At 31.5% G+C, this 20,458-nt stretch carries 20 protein-coding genes; all 20 read right to left on the bottom strand.

The genetic code is table 11. The features are described from left to right. Window positions 1-13 precede the first annotated feature (13 nt). Entirely contained in the window at window positions 14-145 is a 132-nt protein-coding gene (locus tag FLAK523_RS15270) for a GxxExxY protein (RefSeq protein WP_368670298.1), read from the bottom strand. Window positions 146-557: 412 nt separating this feature from the next. Continuing rightward, entirely contained in the window at window positions 558-1,607 is a 1,050-nt protein-coding gene (gene rfbB, locus FLAK523_RS06935; protein ID WP_248907805.1) for a dTDP-glucose 4,6-dehydratase, read from the bottom strand. Between the two features lie 350 nt (window positions 1,608-1,957). Then, window positions 1,958-2,812, bottom strand: coding sequence for a dTDP-4-dehydrorhamnose reductase (rfbD, locus tag FLAK523_RS06930; RefSeq protein ID WP_248907804.1), 855 nt, complete (start codon window positions 2,810-2,812; stop codon window positions 1,958-1,960). 225 nt (window positions 2,813-3,037) lie between these two features. Further along, a complete protein-coding gene (locus tag FLAK523_RS06925; protein ID WP_248907803.1) occupies window positions 3,038-4,234 on the bottom strand; it encodes an ATP-binding protein in 1,197 nt (398 codons plus the stop codon). A 189-nt stretch (window positions 4,235-4,423) separates the two neighbouring features. Beyond that, the gene (gene rfbC, locus FLAK523_RS06920) at window positions 4,424-4,972 is read right to left on the bottom strand and encodes a dTDP-4-dehydrorhamnose 3,5-epimerase (RefSeq protein ID WP_248907802.1); all 549 of its coding nucleotides are present in this window, start codon (window positions 4,970-4,972) and stop codon (window positions 4,424-4,426) included. Window positions 4,973-5,009: 37 nt separating this feature from the next. Continuing rightward, window positions 5,010-6,161 (bottom strand): DegT/DnrJ/EryC1/StrS aminotransferase family protein, encoded by a 1,152-nt coding sequence (locus FLAK523_RS06915; RefSeq protein WP_248907801.1) that lies wholly within the window; start codon window positions 6,159-6,161, stop codon window positions 5,010-5,012. A gap of 45 nt (window positions 6,162-6,206) precedes the next feature. Continuing rightward, window positions 6,207-6,692, bottom strand: coding sequence for a dTDP-4-dehydrorhamnose 3,5-epimerase family protein (locus FLAK523_RS06910; RefSeq protein WP_248907800.1), 486 nt, complete (start codon window positions 6,690-6,692; stop codon window positions 6,207-6,209). Then, a complete protein-coding gene (locus tag FLAK523_RS06905) occupies window positions 6,679-7,635 on the bottom strand; it encodes a glycosyltransferase family 4 protein (protein ID WP_248907799.1) in 957 nt (318 codons plus the stop codon). The genes FLAK523_RS06910 and FLAK523_RS06905 overlap by 14 nt, the downstream gene beginning before the upstream one ends. A gap of 276 nt (window positions 7,636-7,911) precedes the next feature. Further along, entirely contained in the window at window positions 7,912-8,403 is a 492-nt protein-coding gene (locus tag FLAK523_RS06900; RefSeq protein ID WP_248907798.1) for a phosphoheptose isomerase, read from the bottom strand. Between the two features lie 33 nt (window positions 8,404-8,436). Next, complete coding sequence (locus tag FLAK523_RS06895) at window positions 8,437-9,525, bottom strand: mannose-1-phosphate guanylyltransferase (RefSeq protein WP_248907797.1); 1,089 nt, start codon at window positions 9,523-9,525, stop codon at window positions 8,437-8,439. 292 nt (window positions 9,526-9,817) lie between these two features. Beyond that, window positions 9,818-10,750, bottom strand: coding sequence for a GDP-L-fucose synthase (locus FLAK523_RS06890; RefSeq protein WP_248908058.1), 933 nt, complete (start codon window positions 10,748-10,750; stop codon window positions 9,818-9,820). Between the two features lie 44 nt (window positions 10,751-10,794). Next, window positions 10,795-11,913 carry a GDP-mannose 4,6-dehydratase gene (gmd, locus tag FLAK523_RS06885; RefSeq protein WP_248907796.1) on the bottom strand — a complete coding sequence of 373 codons (1,119 nt, stop codon included), beginning with the start codon at window positions 11,911-11,913 and terminating at the stop codon, window positions 10,795-10,797. Window positions 11,914-11,930: 17 nt separating this feature from the next. Continuing rightward, a complete protein-coding gene (locus tag FLAK523_RS06880; protein ID WP_248907795.1) occupies window positions 11,931-12,824 on the bottom strand; it encodes an NAD-dependent epimerase/dehydratase family protein in 894 nt (297 codons plus the stop codon). Beyond that, complete coding sequence (locus FLAK523_RS06875) at window positions 12,821-13,564, bottom strand: glycosyltransferase family 2 protein (RefSeq protein WP_248907794.1); 744 nt, start codon at window positions 13,562-13,564, stop codon at window positions 12,821-12,823. Before FLAK523_RS06875 ends, FLAK523_RS06880 begins: the two co-directional genes overlap by 4 nt. A 45-nt stretch (window positions 13,565-13,609) precedes the next feature. Then, window positions 13,610-14,683 (bottom strand): hypothetical protein, encoded by a 1,074-nt coding sequence (locus FLAK523_RS06870; protein WP_248907793.1) that lies wholly within the window; start codon window positions 14,681-14,683, stop codon window positions 13,610-13,612. A gap of 25 nt (window positions 14,684-14,708) precedes the next feature. Then, window positions 14,709-15,791 carry an EpsG family protein gene (locus FLAK523_RS06865; RefSeq protein ID WP_248907791.1) on the bottom strand — a complete coding sequence of 361 codons (1,083 nt, stop codon included), beginning with the start codon at window positions 15,789-15,791 and terminating at the stop codon, window positions 14,709-14,711. Window positions 15,792-15,798: 7 nt separating this feature from the next. Further along, complete coding sequence (locus FLAK523_RS06860) at window positions 15,799-16,938, bottom strand: hypothetical protein (protein ID WP_248907789.1); 1,140 nt, start codon at window positions 16,936-16,938, stop codon at window positions 15,799-15,801. Then, complete coding sequence (locus FLAK523_RS06855; RefSeq protein ID WP_248907787.1) at window positions 16,935-17,780, bottom strand: hypothetical protein; 846 nt, start codon at window positions 17,778-17,780, stop codon at window positions 16,935-16,937. Before FLAK523_RS06855 ends, FLAK523_RS06860 begins: the two co-directional genes overlap by 4 nt. Further along, entirely contained in the window at window positions 17,777-18,757 is a 981-nt protein-coding gene (locus tag FLAK523_RS06850) for a hypothetical protein (protein ID WP_248907785.1), read from the bottom strand. Before FLAK523_RS06850 ends, FLAK523_RS06855 begins: the two co-directional genes overlap by 4 nt. Window positions 18,758-18,823: 66 nt before the next feature. Further along, complete coding sequence (locus FLAK523_RS06845; RefSeq protein ID WP_248908057.1) at window positions 18,824-20,326, bottom strand: lipopolysaccharide biosynthesis protein; 1,503 nt, start codon at window positions 20,324-20,326, stop codon at window positions 18,824-18,826. Between the last annotated feature and the right edge of the window lie 132 nt (window positions 20,327-20,458).

Raw genomic sequence — 20,458 nt, 5'->3', positions numbered from 1 at the left:
CTAATTTTACGAATTAATTCGAATTTTTCAAATTAATCATTCTTTTATAAATTAATGAAGGCGTGCCGAAATTAATCAACATACCCATTTCCATATTTGTACATTTTAAATAATTTTTCAATTGTGCATAAAATGCAACTGGCATTTGCGATACTGCTTTTATTTCCAAAATAATGGTATCATAACAAACAAAGTAATATTAATTGGAGTATTAAATCTATTTTTTAATTATAATCCAAATTGCTGTTTCTTTTGCGAGAACCAAACGTCCTTAACATCCGCAGTCGAGCGTCAAATATTTGAAGAATGCGTAAAAAGAAAAGCTGTTTGAGGACGCAGGACGAGTTTTTTTCTTTTAGCATTCGAAAATAAATTTGACCGACGAGGATGTGGAGACTTGATTTTTTTGTTTCTTTTTTGATCAAGCAAAAAAGAAAATTATAATCTTAGAAATAAGTAATCCTTACTTTCATACAAGCCCCAATAATAGCAAAACTTTCTTCTTTGTAAAGTATTTTATTGGCTACATCCATTAGTTAAATTCGGATTAATTCGAGTTAATTAGAATATTGTTTTTCGTAATACGTTGCATAAGCACCCGAAGTAATATTATTCAGCCAAGTTTGATTCTCTAAATACCAATTTACGGTTCGCTCTAATCCTTGTTCGAAAGTAACAGAAGGCTTCCAACCTAATTCTTGATTAATCTTTGAAGCATCAATTGCATACCTTAAATCATGACCCGGGCGATCTTTAACATAAGATATCAATTGTTCCGAAGTTCCAGCGGAACGACCTAATTTCTCATCCATTATTTTGCAAAGCAATTTTACCAGATCAATGTTTTGCCATTCGTTAAAACCACCAATATTATAAGTATCATGGTTTTTACCTTTATGAAAAACCAAATCAATAGCAACAGCATGGTCTTCCACAAACAACCAATCACGGGTGTACTTCCCATCACCATATACAGGCAAAGGTTTGTTTTGGATAATATTGTTAATAAATAATGGGATTAATTTTTCAGGAAAATGAAAAGGACCGTAATTATTGGAACAATTAGTAAGTACATATGGCAAACCATACGTTTCTCCATAAGCCCTAACAAAATGGTCAGAACTCGCTTTAGATGCTGAATACGGAGAATTAGGATCATAAGCAGTAGTTTCAGTAAACAAACCTTCGGCACCTAGACTACCATAAACCTCATCAGTACTAATATGATAAAATCTTTTCCCTTCAAAATTTCCTTTCCAAATGGTTTTGGCTGCATTTAGCAAATTCATTGTCCCTATAACATTCGTTTTCACAAATGATAATGGATCAGTTATGGAGCGATCAACATGAGACTCTGCAGCAAGATGCAATACACCTTCAAACTGATGTTCAGCAAATAAATCATCAATAAAAGCGGCATCAACTATATCTCCTTTGATAAAAGTATAATTGGGCTCCTTTTCAATATCCACTATGTTTTCTAGATTCCCTGCATATGTAAGAGCATCTAAATTAAATATTTGGTATTGTGGATATTTTATAACAAATAACCGCACTACATGCGACCCTATAAAACCGGCACCACCGGTGATTAATATTTTTTTCATTTTTATATTATATTTTTACGTTCGTCAGTTCGAGGTATATTTTTTTTGCCAAAAAAACAATATGCTATGACGTTTAGTTTATGGAGTCGTCAGTTCGAGTGTTTTTCGGCTTGAAAATCGTAAATTAGATTACAATTATGTTTAAGCCAAAAATATATCGAGAACCTTAACGAGTGGTTCTCGATACATTTTTTAAAGCTTGAAAGTCTTTTTAAACTAAAAGGCTTTCGGAAGCTTAAAAAACACTCGAACTGACGGTGCAAACAAAAAACGTCAATGGTAGTGATTTTATAAAATAGCGAAAGCGTTTTTATAAAATTGTATCGAGAACCATTGAACAACTTTAAACTTTAAACTTTAAACTTTAAACATTTTTCCAAACTCTCCTTATAATCTGGAACACTAACGCCATATGTATTTTTTATTTTATTTTTATCCAATAAAGAATAAACAGGTCGCTTTGCAGGTGTAGGATACGCCGCTGAAGGAATACCATTTACCTCGCAAGAGTACCCACCGATCTCTTTTATAGCCAGAGCAAAATCATACCAGCTAATTTCCCCTTCATTGGAATAATTATAAATTCCAGGAATCCATTTTGGAGCATTTACAATCGCAAGCATAGCCTTTGCTAAATCGGCAGCGTATGTAGGCGAACCTATCTGGTCATTGACAACACTAATACTGTCCCGTTCTTGCATCAAACGTTGCATCGTTTTCACAAAATTGTTCCCAAATTCACTATAAACCCATGAAGTCCTTATGATAATAGCATTGGGGTTTTCAACCAAACAAGCTAATTCTCCTGCTCTTTTAGTGGCTCCGTATATATTGATTGGATTTGTTGGCGCCTCTTCATTTAAAGGGACAGCCGAACTCCCGTCAAAAACATAATCCGTTGAAATATGAATTAGTTTCACCTTATTCTTATTTGCATATTGAGCAATAATAGCCACTGCCAAATGATTGACCGTATCCGCTAAATCCTGCTCCGTCTCTGCTTTGTCAACTGCGGTATAGGCTCCACAATTCAATATGACATTTGGGCTTATCACATCCAATTGACTTGACAAGACCTCCAAATTATCCAATGAAACTTGCGCCCTGTCAGCAAAAACCCATTCATACTGCGGATAATGTACCGCCAAAACCTGCAACTCTGATCCCAACTGCCCTTGAGCACCCGTTACTAATATTTTTTTCATTTAATTTTTAATCTTTTCAATTCCCTACACCCAACCCATATCCGATTCCAATGACTATCGTCTCCTTAACCATCTGGACTCATAACCATAACTATTGGCTTCTGCCTATTGGCTCTTGCCTCTATTCTTTATTCTCTCCAAAAAAACGGAACACTTCCCACCACTCACTATTCACCACTCACTATTCACCACTCACTATTCACCACTCACTATTCACCCCCCCAATTAATACAAAAATCCAAACAACCATAATGGTATTTTGTTCTGAAAACCATACTCAATACCGTCTGCTGCTATGAAGGCGTTTTCAACACCTTCAATTTGTTTCATCGATTTATCCTTTCCGCCTATTTCAAAAACGTACTTCTCATTGATCAAAAAATCACCCTTGTCAGAATACATAATTTTATGGGCATACCCAAGCTGATTTGCGAAAAAGGTTTCTCTTATATTTCCAGTATTAGCAGCACTCGAAGTTAAAGCATACATCAAATTTGAGTTTTCCAAATACACTTTAAGCGGTTTCTGTAGTTTACTAATACCACCCGACTCTTTAAACAAGTTGATAGTAAGACCAATTTCATCCAAATAATGAAAATACAAAAGCAAAGTACTCCTGGCAATTCCAATTTTTGTACTCAATTTACTCACATTAGGGATAAAAGGTACCGATTCGGAAATAATAAGCAACAATTGCTTTATTTTATGAACATAAGCCAAATCCAAACCTCGCAACAAAGGCAACTCAATGTCAAGCATCATATTAATAACTTCCTCCAAACGAGGCACGTACAAATCTAATTCTTCTTTATAAAAAGGGTAGTACCCCTGCTTGAGATACCTATCAAAATATTGCAATGGTTTTACCTTGGCATTAATCAAAGTCGATTCTTTTGAGTGATTACTCAAAATAGACGCTAAAGTCAATTGATCAAAATGTTGTCCCGTTTCAATACAAAGGTATTCACGAAACGAAAGCCCTTGCATAGTATAAGTAATAGCCCTGCGACTCAAATCAGCTCTGGCATTCAATATTTGCAACAAAGAAGACCCTGTAAACACGACTTTTAGCATCGGGTAATCATCATAGATATTTTTCAACTCCTGCGACCAGTTGTCGTATCTATGTACCTCATCCAAGAAAAGATACTCACCTCCTTTTTTTACAAAATCATCCGCTAAATCGACCAGTGTGTTATTGCTAAACCAAATGGAATCCAAAGACACATACAATGTCTTATCTAACACCTCCGTCAGATTCATTTTAATATGCTGCAAGAGCATTGTTGTTTTCCCAACACCTCTTGCCCCTTTAATTCCTATTAACCTTGCGTTCCAATTAATATCACTACCCAAACTCCTAACGAAATCCGTTGAAGTAAGACTTAATTTAAAACGAAATTTTTCAACTAACTCTTCCATATTGTTTTGTTTACAATACAAAAATACTTTTTTTTGTTCGATGCGCAATACAAAATAACAAATTATTGTTCGTTACACCTAACAAAAATCACGTGTTGAGCTATACAAAATAAGCATTATTTTGTATATTCAAGTATACAAAATCTAACCGATAACCTAAAACTCACAACCGATAACTGATCACTTTCTTTAAAACTGACTGTTACAATTAGCGAAATCAGGCAAAACCAAATCTTTTTCAGAGACAATCGCCTCCTTTAAATCCATTCCCCAATCAATGTTTAACTTTGAATCATCAAAACGAATTCCACCTTCACTGGCTTTGTCGTAAAATTGATCACATTTATACATAACCACAGCAGTTTCACTTATAACCGAAAATCCATGAGCAAAACCTTGAGGAACTAATAATTGTTTTTTGTTTTTAGAAGTCAATAGCACCGCAAATGACTGCCCGTATGTAGGGGATTCTTTTCTTAAATCGACAGCCACATCTATAATCTCCCCCTCTAATACACGAACCAGTTTCGTTTGTGCAAAAGGTGGATTTTGATAATGCAATCCTCTCAATGTTCCTTTTTTAGAAAAAGACTGGTTGTCTTGTACGAAATCAATGTTGATTCCCAAGTCACCTAGTTTTGTTTTATTATAGGACTCCATAAAATACCCACGCTCGTCTTCAAAAACGGTAGGTGTTATTATTACTAAATCCTTTATATCTGTAAATTCTATATTCATCTTACTTAAAAATCGTGGTTAGCCCACATTTATAAAATTATATTAATGCAATCTTGAAAAACTCATGCACCGCTGTAGCAATTCTATCTCTATCGGAGTCTGTAAGATTTGACCCTGAAGGAAAGCACAAACCTTTTTCAAACAAGGTTTCGGCTACTCTTTTCCCATAATAGGGATATTTCTCAAAAATAGGTTGCAAATGCATCGGTTTCCACAAAGGACGGGATTCAATATTCGCGGCCTCAAAAGCCAAACGTAAAGTTTCACTATCAATTCCTTTGTCTTGATTGGGTTCTATCACAATGGCACTCAACCAATAGTTAGCATAATAATCATCGTTAGGAACGGTAAAAACGGTAACGTTTGGAATGTCTTTGAATAAATCAACATAGAAAGCATTCATTTTTCTTCGCAACGCAACATGATCGTCTAAAACTTCCATTTGTCCTCTGCCGATTCCAGCACAAATATTACTCATTCGATAATTATACCCAATCTCACTATGCTGATAATGTGGGGCATCGTCCCTGGATTGAGTGGCATAAAATACGGCCTTATCTTTAAGCAGTTTTGTTTTAGTAACAATTGCGCCCCCACCTGAAGTAGTGATGATCTTGTTCCCGTTAAAGGACAAAACCCCTATATCCCCGAAAGTCCCACACTTTTTACCTTTGTAACTACTTCCCAAAGCCTCTGCGCTATCTTCCAAAACCGGAATTCCATATTTCTCTGAAAGGGCTTTTATCGCTTCCACTTGATAAGGCACTCCATATAAATGAACGGCTATTATAGCTTTTGGTTTTTTACCCTTTGCGATTCTGTCAATAATGGCAGTTTCTAAAGCTGCGGGGCATAAATTCCAAGTTTCATGCTCACTATCAATAAAAACAGGTGTAGCCCCTAAATAAAGAATAGGATTAGCGGAAGCTGAAAAAGTCATACTCTGACAAATCACCTCGTCACCTGCTTGTACCCCCAATAATATCAATCCTAAATGTATCGCGGCAGTTCCGGAACTAAGAGCTCCCACAAAAACCTCATTTGAAAAATAATTCTCCAGGTCATTTTCAAAAGCATCCACAAAAGGACCTCCTGATGTAATCCAATTACTTGAAAAAGCTTCCTGAATATATTTCATTTCTGAACCTGATTCATGGGCCAATGACAGAAAAATTCTTTTATCATTCATAAGTAGACACTATTTACTCTTTAAAGGAGTGTAGAATACGCCGGTTTAACGAAATTCTTCCTTTCTGTTTGTATTATTGGCAAACAGGGCTATTTCATCGATTTCCCAAGTATTACTATCAAATCGCACGTCGTCTTCTGAAGTTCGGTCAAGTGGTAAAGTCGAAAATGAAATTAGTTTTGACCCCAATTCCAACGATTGTATGGCATTGGCAAAGCCTTCCGGTATATGTAAAATGGAGCTCTCATTTGCTTTGAGCACTACACTCTCCACTTTTAAATCCCTCGAAGGATATTCCCAATTATCAACTTTAACATAATGCACTTTTATGGTTCCCTGTATGCAATAAAAATATTTATTGTCAATCTTATGACCTTGCCAAGCTCTCAAAGGATTTTCTGCTGAGTTATTGATAATATAAAACCGTGTAATGGCATCAAATTTCATATCATTTACAAAAGAAATTTGTCCTCTATCGTCGGTATGAATACCGCCTTTTATCAACTTAGGATAGTTGTTATCTTTCGCCATGTCCTTTTATTAAATAAAACTTTAAAGAGTAAATACCAATAAGAGGTACTAATACAATAGCAAAAATAACCAAATCAGGTACTTTATCCACTAGAAAAACCACCAATCCCGAGGCAATCACTTGTGCAATACCGTAACCCAACGCCACTACCCTATGCTGTATTTTATACTCATTACTTAGTATTTGGTAAAAATGCAAACGATGCGCTTCAAATATATTTTGTCTTAAATACAATCGATGACTGATTGTTATAATGGCATCCACTCCATAAACGGCCAAAAACAAAATCCAAAGCATCGAATTCGTTTTTAACACCAATTCCAAAAGCAAATACACTACCCAAAAAGCAATGGCAATACTACCAATATCTCCGGCAAAACATTTGGCTTTTTTTCGAAAATTAAAAAAAAGAAAAACAACTGCCGCTAACATTGGATAAACAATAAGATTGAAAGTCGTAAATTCTTGGATATACTGATTAACGTATAATAATGACCCTAAAACAACAAGCGTATAAACACCCGTAATTCCATTAATCCCATCCATAAAATTATAGGCATTGATGATTCCTATAAAAAAAACATATCCTAAAATAACACCCCATATTGGCAAAACAGCAAACAAACCCAAATGATAGAACACTAATGAAATAGCCGTAAAGTGAGCCAACAACCGAATCTTATTAGGCAAACTCAGTATGTCATCCCAAAAACTCACCACACTCACTAAAGTGATTCCGGCAAAAAACAACAGGTTTTCCGAATAATTTTGCGTGAAATAAATAAGGGCGGCAAACCAAAAGATAATACCACCACCTCTTAAAGTGATTTCCGTATGTGCCGACCTGTGATTCGGCTTATCAATGATATTATAGCGATTGGCTATTTTGAAATAGAGCAGTTCCAGCAGGAACAGAACAAAAACGATTAGTACGTATTGCATTTTTGGTTATAAAATCAATTAATTAAAATTACTTTTCAAATGGAGTAACTATATAGGTATTAGTTAAAAATGAGATAGAAACCCTATTTAATAAATGACTGAAAGGTTTTCAACAACCTTTTTTAGCACTAACTGGTAATGGGTTAACTATTGCGTAACATTTTTTTTATTACTAACTACATCATTTTCTGAACGTTTTTCTAAACGTTATGAATTTAACGGCAAATACAAACATTTTCCAAGTTTGTTTATTGTTTTTATTAGAGGGAGGAATAATTAACATCTCCCAAAATCATCCTGAACCCGCACAATATCATCCTCATCAGATGGGTTTTCCGTATCAGTATGTTGCCAGATTTCAGCAATAACACCCCAATCCTCAAGTCCCACTAAACGATGGCGTTCTCCTTGCTGCAATGTGATAAAATCACCTTTTTTTAATACTTCAAGTTGTCCTGGGGTATCATCTTGGCTACGAATCACACCGGCGGCACCATCAATTAATCGCCATATTTCGGCCCTACGATGATGGTATTGCCAAGATAATCTTTGCTCAGGCGCCACTAACAATATTTTTGGACTAAGTTTACCTGATATTTTAAGTGACGACACATCCAATCCTTCAAAATAGTGGTTGGCAAATTGTTGCGCTTGATCTTCGTCAATAACAAAAAAACCACCCCATGGGCGGTTGTCATCATAGGAACCTATTGTAAATCCTCCTTCTTGTAAGGATTCTTTAATTTGATTAAATATAATAGCTTTCATTTACATTGCTTCTTTACTAATTATTACTTGAGCTTACTGAAAATCAATCCCGTAATCTTTACTCATTTGTATCGATACCTGTTTGATTTCTTGTTCCTTCTCTTTAGGATAAATTAGTAACACATTGGCGTCATCAACAATAATAAAATTTTCAAGCCCATCTATAACTACCCCTTTCCCTTTTGGCACTTGAACCAAGCAATTATTGGTATTGCTTAAATGCTTTTGGGAAACGGTTACCGAGTTATTAAAATCATCTTTCTCGGCTACTTCATGCAAGGAAGCCCAAGTACCTAGATCAGACCAACCGATATCCGCAGGAATGGTATACACATTATTTGCCTTTTCTAAAATGGCATAATCTATAGAGATGTTTGGGCTTTTAGGATAGTTATCTGCTATAAATACCGCTTCCGCATTGGTATTATAGACATCATTCCCTTGTTCAAACAATACATGGATTTCAGGGACATATTTTTCGAAGGCTTGTTTAATACTTTGGGCTCTCCAAATAAAAATTCCGGCATTCCACAAATAATCTCCACTAGCTACATACTCTTGTGCTTTTTCTAAAACAGGTTTTTCCAAAAAACATTCCACTTTATGGACACCATCAATAGCCTCTTTATGAAAATTAATGTAGCCATAACCTGTATCTGGTCGTGTTGGGCTAATACCTAAGGTAACCAAGGCATCATTTGCTGCGGTATATTCTAGAGCTTGTGAAATCTTATCTAAAAATTCCGTTTCCTTTAAAATCAAATGATCTGATGGTGCCACCACAATATTGGCTTCCGGATTCGATTTTAAGATTTTATACGAGGCATACGCAATACAAGGAGCCGTATTATTGCGGCTCGGCTCTAATAAGATGTTATCCGCAGAAATCCCCGTCAATTGCTCCTGAATTAGACCGAGATATTGCTGATTGCTTAAAATATAAATATTCTCCGCAGGACAAATTTTGGCAAAACGCTCATAAGTTAATTGCAGTAACGATTTGCCTATTCCTAGAAAATCAATAAACTGCTTGGGAAAGTGGTTGCGACTCTTAGGCCAAAACCGACTGCCAACTCCACCGGCCATAATTAGGACGTAGTTGTTTCTGTTATTTTCTCTCATTCTTATTATATTAAATATCGAAGGGTTTTTCTTGTGACGGGGTGGTAAGTATGATATCACTATATGAATAATTTACGGATATTAACCTCGTGAAATTGATCTTCTCCAATTATCAAATCCAGTTTACCCGCAATCTTGTCATGCTGACGAAGGAAGCATCTCATCAAGTATTGCCGTTCCAATATTCACACCCGATTTTGTCTCATTTGGTTTTAAATACTTGAAGAGACAAACAACTTTAAACAATTAAACCCCTAAACAATTTAAACTCTATTCCCTTTTTTGGAATTTCTTATCTCCAGTCCTGATTTTTTATTTCTTCATATACTTTTTGAATCCCTTCCTCCAACGTGATTTTGGCTTTCCAACCCAAACCGTTTAATTTAGAAACATCCATTAATTTTCGGGGCGTTCCGTCTGGTTTTGTAGGGTCTGTTAAAATTTCTCCTTCAAATCCTACTGTTTTTTTAACCAAATAAGCCAAGTCTAAAATAGAAATATCATCCCCAATTCCAATATTAACCAATCCGGATTCATTGTAATTTTTCATCAAGAACAAACAAGCTTCCGCTAAATCATCGGCATGCAAAAATTCTCTTTTTGGACTACCCGTTCCCCAAATGGTTACTGATGCATCCCCATTGCGTTTTGCCATTATAAACTTACGAAGCATTGCAGGCAAAACATGTGAATTAGTCAAATCATAATTATCATTTGGGCCGTATAAATTGGTAGGCATTACAGAAATAAAATTACAACCATATTGATTCCTATAGGCATCACACATCTTGATGCCCGCAATTTTGGCAATGGCATAGGGTTCATTAGTGGGCTCTAAAATTCCTGTAAGCAGATATTCTTCTTTTAGCGGTTGTGGTGCCAACTTTGGATAAATGCAAGAAGACCCTAAAAACATCAATTTCTTTACGCCATTTAAGTAGGCTTGGTGAATTACATTATTCTGGATCATCAAATTTTCATAGATAAAATCAGCCCTATACGTATTGTTGGCTATAATCCCCCCAACCTTCGCTGCAGCCAAAAAAACATAATCCGGTTTTTCTTTTGCAAAAAAATCAGCTACTTCTTGTTGATTCCTCAAGTCTAATTCAGTTGACGTACGCAACAAAAAATTAGTGTACCCTTTGTCTTTCAATGCTCGTAAAATAGCTGATCCTACCATTCCGCGATGTCCTGCTATGTATATTTTATCATTTACATTCATAATCTCTTCTTCTTCTTTCAAGGAAAAATCCCCCTAATAATCAATTACTTTTTAAAACTTAAACGAACATCTTTTAACATCTTTTCTTTTTGAACATATACAAGATCTGACACCATCATTTCTTCAACCATACTCTTTAAAGTATATTTAGGCACCCATCCTAATTGTGTTTTAGACTTAGTAGGATCCCCTATTAATAAATCCACCTCAGTTGGACGGAAATATTCAGGGTCAATAGCAATTACTTGTTTCCCTATTTCAAGCTGAAACTCAGGATTAACACATGAAGCAACAAAACCTTTTTCATTCACACCTTCACCTTTAAACTCGAGAGCTATTCCTACTTCTGCAAACGCCATAGTGACAAAATCACGTACATAAGTCGTTTCTCCCATAGCAATTACATAATCTTCAGGCACGTCTTGTTGTAAAATCCTCCACATTGCCTCTACATAATCCTTAGCATGACCCCAATCCCGTTGTGCATTCAAATTACCTAAATACAAACAATCTTGTTCTCCCAGGGCTATTGCAGCTGTTGCCATCGTAATTTTGCGGGTTACAAACGTTTCTCCACGACGAGGTGATTCATGATTAAATAAAATCCCGTTACAAGCAAACATGTTATAAGCTTCTCTATAGTTTTTTGTAATCCAAAAACCATAAATTTTAGCAGCACCATAAGGAGAACGAGGATAAAAAGGAGAATGTTCATCATAGAATCCTTTATCATTTTTATTTTCTGCTAAACCTCCGTACAATTCTGAAGTAGAAGCTTGATAAATACGTGTTTTTTTCTCCAAACCTAAAATACGAACGGCTTCCAAAATTCTTAGCGTTCCTAATCCATCTACATTAGCAACATATTCAGGTGAATCAAAAGACACTTTCACATGACTCATCGCTCCTAAATTATAGATTTCATCAGGTTGCACCTCTTGAATAATTCGAATAATATTAGTGGAGTCTGTTAAATCACCATAATGTAATTTCAAATTCACATGCTCTTCATGTAGATCTTGATAAATATGATCAATTCTTTGGGTATTAAAGGACGAAGCCCTTCTTTTAATACCATGAACCATATATCCTTTTTCTAACAATAATTCTGCCAAGTAAGAACCGTCTTGACCTGTGATTCCTGTTATAAGTGCTATTTTCATTTTTTTAATTATTTTTGTTATTTTCTAAACGACATAAATGTCTTCATTAAACCTTCCTTTGCAAATACAGGCAATGGTTTCCCAATTGCCTTTACAATCTTCTCGTTACTTACCACATAATTCTCCGTTAGCTTTTGCAAACGCTCTGAATCCAGCGGCAAATGCAAACTGTCTCCCAATTTAGCTACTCCTCTAACCCAAGAAACAGGAATTGACCAAATGTTACTTTTTTTATCTAAACTATTACCCAATAATTGAATTAATTCGTTTGTAGATAACGGCTTGTCGTCCGCTACTTGATAGACACCCGAAGGAATCGATTCATTTCCTAATAATTCTTTAATAATAAAACAAAGATTCTCAATACTCAGAAAAGAACGTTGATTCTCAAAATCCCCTAATGGCCAAGGTATTCCTTTAGAGACCAATTGGTATAATAAATTGAGATTCCCTTTATTTCCTGGACCGTGAATCATACAGGGTCTTAGAATATAAACCCTTTTGTCCCTTGGTAATTCTTTACTTATAATATATTCCTCTGCCTGTTGCTTGGCTATTCCGTAATGTGTTTTGGGATTGGGAATAGCATCTTCACGTAATATTCCTTTTACTTCATCTGCCACCGCTTTTACGGTACTCATAAAAACAAAAACCTTGGCATCAGATAGTAAGAAAGCGTCAAATAATTGTTTTGTTAATTCAAAATTAGCTTCGTAATAATCTGATGGATTCGAAACCTTTTTTAAATCGTGGGCTTTACCCGCGAGATGAATTATAGCATCCCCATTTATATCAAACCGTTGATTCGAGATATAACGAACACTCAAAGATTCTATTTCGTGTGAAGTCTTCAAATAGTTTTGTAGATTTGTACCTACAAATCCTCTAGCTCCAGTTATTACTATTTTCATTTTTTCAAAAACCCAATTATTTTCCAAAAAAAACGCATTTTAATCTTAAATGGAGAAAACTCAATTCCATTCATAGTAAGTGCCTTTTGAATTTCTTTGGTAATCAATTTATACGACGAAGTACCTGAACTACTCAAACCTCCAACTAGCATTGCAGTGGTTGTAATTCCAGAATATTTCCAACTTATTTTATTTTTAAGAAAAAATCGGGTAATTAACTCATAATCGGCTCCAATTTTGAACCCTAAATCATAAACACCATACTTATTGAACAACTCTCTTTTAAAAAAAATAGAAGGATGAGGAGGCATGAACCCAATTTTAAGTTTTTCTGGACTCCAATATTTAGAAGAATACAATCTTACAATTTTACCATTGTCTTTGTGTTGAATGATGTTTCCAACAGATGCATCAATAGTATTCTGCCGATGAAAACCTACAATTTCCTCGATTACAGTAGTAGAGTTAAAAGTATCATCTGAGTTCAAAATCCCTATTAGATCTCCCGTTGCCATAGATATACCTTTATTCATGGCATCATAGAGTCCTTTATCAGGTTCTGAAATCCACTTTATGCTTTTTTCCTCGTGTTTTTTTACAATTTCAAGGGTATTATCTTTTGAGTTACCATCAACTATTATATATTCAATGTTTGAATAGGTCTGACTTTTTACAGAAAGAATAGTCCTTTCAATAGTAATTGCACTATTGTAACAAACTGTTATTATAGAAATTTTCATTTTTTTACTAATTTAATAACACAATGGTATTATTATTCTTTCTTTTCAGCTTAATTTTTCTTTAATGGTATTCTCAAAAATTACGATGTCCTTTTTAATTATTCCAATTAAATCATCACATCCTTTATCGAAAGAATTGTAATCAAAATCTTTAATATATTCCATCATTTTAACATAAATATCATCCTCAGATTTGACTATTATACCTAAATTATATTTTTTTATAAAAGTTGCCTGAAAACTTTCTTCATTTACTATCATCAGTTTTCTATGAGTTAATGCTAAATAAAACCTATTACTTATCAATGATGTACTTAAAATATTTTTAGGTAAAACTATATTTAGCATATTTGAAGACTTTACAAAAGTTGACTCGTCTTTTTTTTCATAGGGACCAGTAAATAATATGTTATTATAATTATTTAAAGAAAATGTTTCTAATTTTTCACTCTCTATACCAGATCCAGAAAATATCATTTTTATACCCTGCTTGTTCCCTAAGTCATTAATTACTCTTTTATTTGAATAAAAATCCCTTATTTTCCCTATTGTCAAAATTGTAATCGAATCGTTATTATTTAATAACCCATTATTATTTAACAAAGAAACATCTAGACTATATTTTGATACATTATGACTAATTACAACCTTACTTTTATTAGGGAGCCATTTTAAAAACCCTTCAGAAGATACTGAGGTAAATAAACTTTGAGTTATTATTTTTTCTACCGTATTTTTCACAAAAGGATAAATAGGCGAATAATCTCTTATATCAAATATATATTTGTTCTTGTAATATTTTATCAAATAATTTTTAAGAAAAACTCCATTAACAATAGTATGTATCAATAGAAAATCATAATGATTTTTGTCTAAATGATTTTTTACATTCTTTGAAAAAAGCCAATAATCATATAACTTTCTGAAATTATTATTTCTAACTGAACCTTTTACATCAATAGAAATCACATTATGATTATTATAAACAGAAGGATTTACTTTCTCTCTATCCCAACAAATATATTCATAATCAATATCTATATTGTCAAACACATCAGTATAATAACTAACATAAGGTTGTGATTCTATATTTCCTGATAATACTATACCGACTTTCATAAACTAATTAAGTTAAAATATTTTTTTATTCGAAAAACCAGAATTTGTATGGTAAAAACGAAACTTTTGCTAACACAAATTCATTGTACGAATTAACATATAAATAAATATAAAAAAAAGATAAGGCTAGAAAGCCTCCTGTGATGGAAAACTGCACGATTAAATGATCTTTAGCTGTAAAAAACTTAACATAATAAGGAATTAAATAAATAATATAAAGCATAAAAAAAGCGCTAATTCTTAATGAACTAATAGGCTCAAATGACAATAAATTAAGCATTATCAATCCAAAATTAAAAAGAGTTATAAAATCTTTATTCCTATTATTATAACTAATTAATTTATCAAAAAACAGAAGATTAAATACCCCAATTGCATAATATAAATAAATGATCTTATTAGGTTTAACGTTCTCATCATTTAAAATATAACTTTGCAACCTAGTTAAACTACTGATTCCTGCGTTTAAATTTATTAAATAATTATAGATTATTGTTGAAATAAAAAATGACAAAATAAATAATATAATATTTTTAGTTTTACTTATTGGAAACATTACCAGTGGCAAAATTAAAATACCTATAACCGCTGAAACATGGAACAGACTTCCAATTAATATAGTAAGTAAAAAGTAAACATACTTCTTTTCTTTAACAAATCGATACGAATAAAAAACAATAACGGTTGCTAAAGATTGTCTTATTGTAGATAAAGCAGAAAAAAAGAAAAGTGGCATCGAATAATATACTACCCATGACAATAAAGGGTTAATTGAATATAAATTTATTGAATCATAGACAATTTTTAAAGTTAAATACGCAAAAATAATAAAGACTATTGGATAAAAATTAAGATAACTCCCTATCAGAAAAATGCCCTTACTAAAGAGTTCATATCGTGAATCTAATATCTCCTCATATCCACTTTCCAAATCGGAAATATAAGACATGTAATCCCATCCTACATCATATCTAAGGGCACAAAAAATAAATAGTGTTAAATAAATAATTACAGAATTATGCTTAGATTTTAGAAATAAGCATATAAAAAAGACAACAGCAATTAATAAATAAGGCCATAAATCAACAAAAGAAAAAACATATCTCATAGAATATTTACTCCTTAAAAATTATATTTACAAACTGAGAAATTGTATTATTTTTAAGATAATTACTTTTAACCAAATATTTATTGTCTTCTGTGTTATTGAGAAATTTTTTAATACTTTCAACAGAGCTATTGTCTAATAATATTCCTAATTTATTTCGCTTAATAATTTTCCCTAACAACCCAATTCTTGGCCCAACCACTGGAACTTCAAACTGAGCGGAATAACAAATAACACCGCTACTTTGCTCCGTATTTTTATAAGGTATTAATACAAAATCACTTGTTATACATAATGAGCCTATAAAATTATAATCAATATAATCATCATATATAATTATTTCTGTTTTTGTCTTTACTTCATTTGATAAAGAATAAAAATCTTCTTTAATATCCGCACTAATTTTACCCGCAAAAATAAAGCAGTATCGACTGATTTTTTCTGGGTCAACCTCTAATATGGCTTTTAAGATTTCTAATGTTCCTTTTCTCTCTGTTAATGCACCAAAATGCAAACAAACAATTTTTTCCGCATCAATATTCAAATCACCTCTTAAATCCTTTAGCTCATTAATTGACAATGGCATAAATGGGTCTGGCAAATATTTAAAATTTGTAGTTTTAAATATTTTATTTAAATATGTAGGAGCAATATTATCATTTAATAAAAAAATATTTTTAAACACATCTAATTTGGAAAATAAAACATATTTTACTGAATCAATTATGCGAGAAAGCATATTTGATTTGTTCCAACGATATAAATATATCAAGTATATAATTCCTGAAATTTTGGTTTTTTTGTTTATAAATAATGGCAAAAAAGGCATGAATTCCATCATAGAAATCAAAAAAACATCGGTAGCTTTATATTTTTTTACTTGAGTTTTTAAATAACGACAAAGATAAAAAGACTTGAGAATACCTGTAATATTTGAATTTGTCAAATCCAAATTATCTATAAATAAAATTTTAGTATTTTCAGAATAAGGCCAATTCAATTTATTAGAAACTAATTCAAAAGTTTCTGGAATAATAAAAATAAATTGTTCACCTTTAAGATTAACGCAAAAATTATATAAGTGATTAAGATACTCTAAATGATGTCCTTCAACAGAATAATCAAAAATAATAGTTGTTTTACTCATGATCTTAAATTTGCGATATTCGATAAAATTTTATAACTGGCAAAACCAAAATAAGCAAATAATGTTTTTACCATAAACTTTAAAAAATAAACAATAGGGTTTGATCTTCTAAAAAGCAAAAAAAAAGTTTTTTCAACCTTGTAATTTGATCCATATTTAGGAACTCTAAAAAGTACTCCACTGTTGAAGTAATGAACCGGAAATCTGCCATAATCAGTACAATCCATAAACGGAGTTAGTCCATGTTTTTTTGTCAATATGCTAAATAACGATTGATCTTCTCTATGAGAAATATATAACTCATCAAAAATATGATCTTGAAAATTACCTGTTAACAAATCAAAATTCTGACACAAATCCAACCACTCCTGTATAAATTTTAATGTAAAATTAGATTTTTTAATTATCATCAAACCTGCTTGTGCTTGATTTGTAAATTTAAACGATTCAGCGTTAACTTTTTTTAATACATTTGGATGCGTATATTGTACTTCTAATAATGGAGTTTGTGTAAAAAAGACGTCTTGATTCACATTATTCATTTTATTAATCAAATGATTAACATCATTCAAATAACATATCCCTGCATCTAGATAAATAAGATAATCTCCTTCATTCAATTCTTGAAGTGTCTTATTTATAAAATAAGGTTTCCATAGCCAACACCCATCTCCTCTTTTATTTTCAAATATTTTGAAATTTTTATTTTTAAAATATTCATCAATATCATTTGGACTATAAGAAATGATTTTATCTACTTTTCCGAAATATTTTGCGGTAAATGAATTCAACTTGGCAGCATTTTTAAACACTTCATTTGAATAGTTAATAGCTACTATCATATATAAATATTTTTTCCCCAATAGTGTTCTACCAGTTTCATTTGATCATCGGTAATCATTGGATTTTTAGAATAAAATATTTCAGAAAACATTGTTCTTTCTTTTTCAATTAAAACTTTACGATTACTATCGATATCTTCACAAAATACAGGCTGAACAATTTTAGTTTCTATTTTTTGATAAAAATAGTAGTGTGGTTTGTTAAGACTAATACAATAACCTATATGTGTCCCTATATCATTAGACATAGTCATGGTTGAAATTTCTATTAAATCTTTTAATCTGTTTAAAAATCTTGGGTCATTTCTTGAACCAGCTGTAACAACTTTGTATCCAAGTTTTTCATATAGTAAATGTTTACCTTTAATTATATCTAACCAAAATAATGAAACAAAAACTTTGTCATAGTCCTTTGCTACTTCACCTATTTTTTCAAAAAAATCGTTTTCCTTGTAATTTAAATCTACCTCTGGGGAAGCATGAGTAGGAAAAACTAAAAGAATCTTACCATATTTTTTTTTTATTTTTTCTAAAACTTTGCTATTACTAAAATTAGAAGCATAATTAATATATGGCCCTATGGCTTCAATTCTAACACCTTTCAGAAATTCGTGATCACAATTTTCCAAAACATTTTTTCTATAATTTCCATATGTATATATAACTTCTGGTTTTTTTAGCTTAAGGTCATCTAATAAAACATATTCACCAAAATACAAACCATGCTCAATTATACAATTCTTATTAAATTTAGAAGATAGTCCATTTTTCACTGCCCATAAATTACCATAACACTTATTTCCAATTACTCCTGGATTTCTAGATAACGAAAAAACAGGATAGCTTTTAGATAATTGGTTATAATCAAAATATGAAACTTTTTTATTTCTTAAATAATAATAATAATAATAAATTCCAGCTTTTATTATTGATAGAATATAATACAACTTTGTTGTTTTTATTTTTTGAATTATCATATTGCTTTAATCGGATATAGAAAATTAATAAAAATCATTGTAATTAATATAAACAAGATTTTACGATTATATATTAATTATTTCAGGTTTAGTCATGACTAAATTTATTATTTTTTTAAATGCTAATATTGTTTTAAAATTTAATATTAAAAAAATTATTATCGGTACAACTAAATAAATATTGTTTTTAACTGTAAAGAAAATTAATAGACTTGAGAAATATGGAATCATAATTCTAAATGGATATATGTCTTTTATAACACTAATAAAATCAGGCTTTACATCCAACAACTTAATCCCATTTTTACCTACTAAATAAATATAAACCATATATGTAATCATGGTCCCAAAAGCAATTAAATAATAGGGAACATCAAATATTTTTACCATTAAACAACATATTACGATATTTAAGATCAAACAACTAAAAGCCAAGAAGCCAAGTTTCTTTTCATTACTCCTTGAAATTAAAAGTTCTTGATATCCAAAAGAATTTGTAAATAACACAACAGTTAAGGCTATCAAATGATATGCCTTTTGAGCAGATTCATATTTAGGGAAAAACAATAAAAAAACTGGAACAAATAAAATAGCCAAATGAATAATTAAATGAGAAACAGTTAAATAAGCACTTCTAACTTCTTTCAATAAAGAATAACTTTGAGAGTTTGAGTATTTAGAAAAACGATTTAAAAGTTTTGGATAAATAAGAAAAGAAAAAGATTCTAATAATAGTAATACCGCATTAGCCAAAGTAAATGCAAATGTAAAATAACCAAATTCTGACACAGGATAATATGCACTTACAAAAGATCTAGTTGTAATTATTATAAGATAAAAAGAGGTATTATATAAAAACAAATACAATCCCTTTCTTACAATCATTTTTGCCATTGACACATCAAAAACTGGGGTTATTTTTATTGGACATCTTACAATTAACACAACAAATATAATAATTGATGAAATTGCATTACTTATTACCAAGGCCCATAACAAATCAATACCCATATAAATAATTATACATAAAAGGGATAATAAAGGATAGAATATTTGATTAAACATTATTTCATTTAATTTGCCATATGCCCTGAAAATATTAGAAATCAAGCTATTAAAATAAGCCATTATAGCAATTACTAAAACTAATGGAAGATATTTATAAAAATGATACTTTTCCCCAATATCAAAATCAAATACTATACTAAATACCCAAAATAATAACAAAGTAATAGATAACAAACTCAGAATACTAATCGAAGACCCTAACACTTTAGTAATATGAATTTTATCTTCCTTTGAAATTGAAACTATTGAATTAACAGAATGTGTTATACCAAAATTAAGTTGGGCAAGATATTGTATAACCAAATTAATAAAGCCCCATACTCCTAAATAATAAGGCCCTAAGTACATTGCAATAAATATAGAATTCACAAAATACAGCACATAAATAATATAAGTAGAAATGGTGTAATTTAACACCTTGTTTGAAGTGATTTTAGAAATTAATGGAACTATCCCTCCTTTTCTAAATTTATTACTACTTGTTAAGACTGAGGTAAACATTTTCACTATTAATACTACTTTAAAAAAATTATTAAAAAAATTTAAGATTGGCTAAACAAAAAAAATAAGTATGTAATTTATTAGAGAACGATAAAAATTTAGTATACCATTAAAAATAACATTTTTAATGGT

Origin of the sequence: Flavobacterium sp. K5-23, assembly GCF_023278045.1 — a bacterium.
Taxonomy (GTDB): domain Bacteria; phylum Bacteroidota; class Bacteroidia; order Flavobacteriales; family Flavobacteriaceae; genus Flavobacterium.
The sequence above is the reverse complement of the archived record's forward strand: the minus strand, read 5'-3'. Positions and strand labels throughout refer to the sequence as shown.

What these genes read in the sequence shown, in the direction of transcription:
- FLAK523_RS15270 (WP_368670298.1), bottom strand. Translation starts at nt 145, where the DNA reads ATGCCAGTTGCATTTTATGCACAATTGAAAAATTATTTAAAATGTACA.
- rfbB (WP_248907805.1), bottom strand. Translation starts at nt 1,607, where the DNA reads ATGAAAAAAATATTAATCACCGGTGGTGCCGGTTTTATAGGGTCGCAT.
- rfbD (WP_248907804.1), bottom strand. Translation starts at nt 2,812, where the DNA reads ATGAAAAAAATATTAGTAACGGGTGCTCAAGGGCAGTTGGGATCAGAG.
- FLAK523_RS06925 (WP_248907803.1), bottom strand. Translation starts at nt 4,234, where the DNA reads ATGGAAGAGTTAGTTGAAAAATTTCGTTTTAAATTAAGTCTTACTTCA.
- rfbC (WP_248907802.1), bottom strand. Translation starts at nt 4,972, where the DNA reads ATGAATATAGAATTTACAGATATAAAGGATTTAGTAATAATAACACCT.
- FLAK523_RS06915 (WP_248907801.1), bottom strand. Translation starts at nt 6,161, where the DNA reads ATGAATGATAAAAGAATTTTTCTGTCATTGGCCCATGAATCAGGTTCA.
- FLAK523_RS06910 (WP_248907800.1), bottom strand. Translation starts at nt 6,692, where the DNA reads ATGGCGAAAGATAACAACTATCCTAAGTTGATAAAAGGCGGTATTCAT.
- FLAK523_RS06905 (WP_248907799.1), bottom strand. Translation starts at nt 7,635, where the DNA reads ATGCAATACGTACTAATCGTTTTTGTTCTGTTCCTGCTGGAACTGCTC.
- FLAK523_RS06900 (WP_248907798.1), bottom strand. Translation starts at nt 8,403, where the DNA reads ATGAAAGCTATTATATTTAATCAAATTAAAGAATCCTTACAAGAAGGA.
- FLAK523_RS06895 (WP_248907797.1), bottom strand. Translation starts at nt 9,525, where the DNA reads ATGAGAGAAAATAACAGAAACAACTACGTCCTAATTATGGCCGGTGGA.
- FLAK523_RS06890 (WP_248908058.1), bottom strand. Translation starts at nt 10,750, where the DNA reads ATGAATGTAAATGATAAAATATACATAGCAGGACATCGCGGAATGGTA.
- gmd (WP_248907796.1), bottom strand. Translation starts at nt 11,913, where the DNA reads ATGAAAATAGCACTTATAACAGGAATCACAGGTCAAGACGGTTCTTAC.
- FLAK523_RS06880 (WP_248907795.1), bottom strand. Translation starts at nt 12,824, where the DNA reads ATGAAAATAGTAATAACTGGAGCTAGAGGATTTGTAGGTACAAATCTA.
- FLAK523_RS06875 (WP_248907794.1), bottom strand. Translation starts at nt 13,564, where the DNA reads ATGAAAATTTCTATAATAACAGTTTGTTACAATAGTGCAATTACTATT.
- FLAK523_RS06870 (WP_248907793.1), bottom strand. Translation starts at nt 14,683, where the DNA reads ATGAAAGTCGGTATAGTATTATCAGGAAATATAGAATCACAACCTTAT.
- FLAK523_RS06865 (WP_248907791.1), bottom strand. Translation starts at nt 15,791, where the DNA reads ATGAGATATGTTTTTTCTTTTGTTGATTTATGGCCTTATTTATTAATT.
- FLAK523_RS06860 (WP_248907789.1), bottom strand. Translation starts at nt 16,938, where the DNA reads ATGAGTAAAACAACTATTATTTTTGATTATTCTGTTGAAGGACATCAT.
- FLAK523_RS06855 (WP_248907787.1), bottom strand. Translation starts at nt 17,780, where the DNA reads ATGATAGTAGCTATTAACTATTCAAATGAAGTGTTTAAAAATGCTGCC.
- FLAK523_RS06850 (WP_248907785.1), bottom strand. Translation starts at nt 18,757, where the DNA reads ATGATAATTCAAAAAATAAAAACAACAAAGTTGTATTATATTCTATCA.
- FLAK523_RS06845 (WP_248908057.1), bottom strand. Translation starts at nt 20,326, where the DNA reads ATGTTTACCTCAGTCTTAACAAGTAGTAATAAATTTAGAAAAGGAGGG.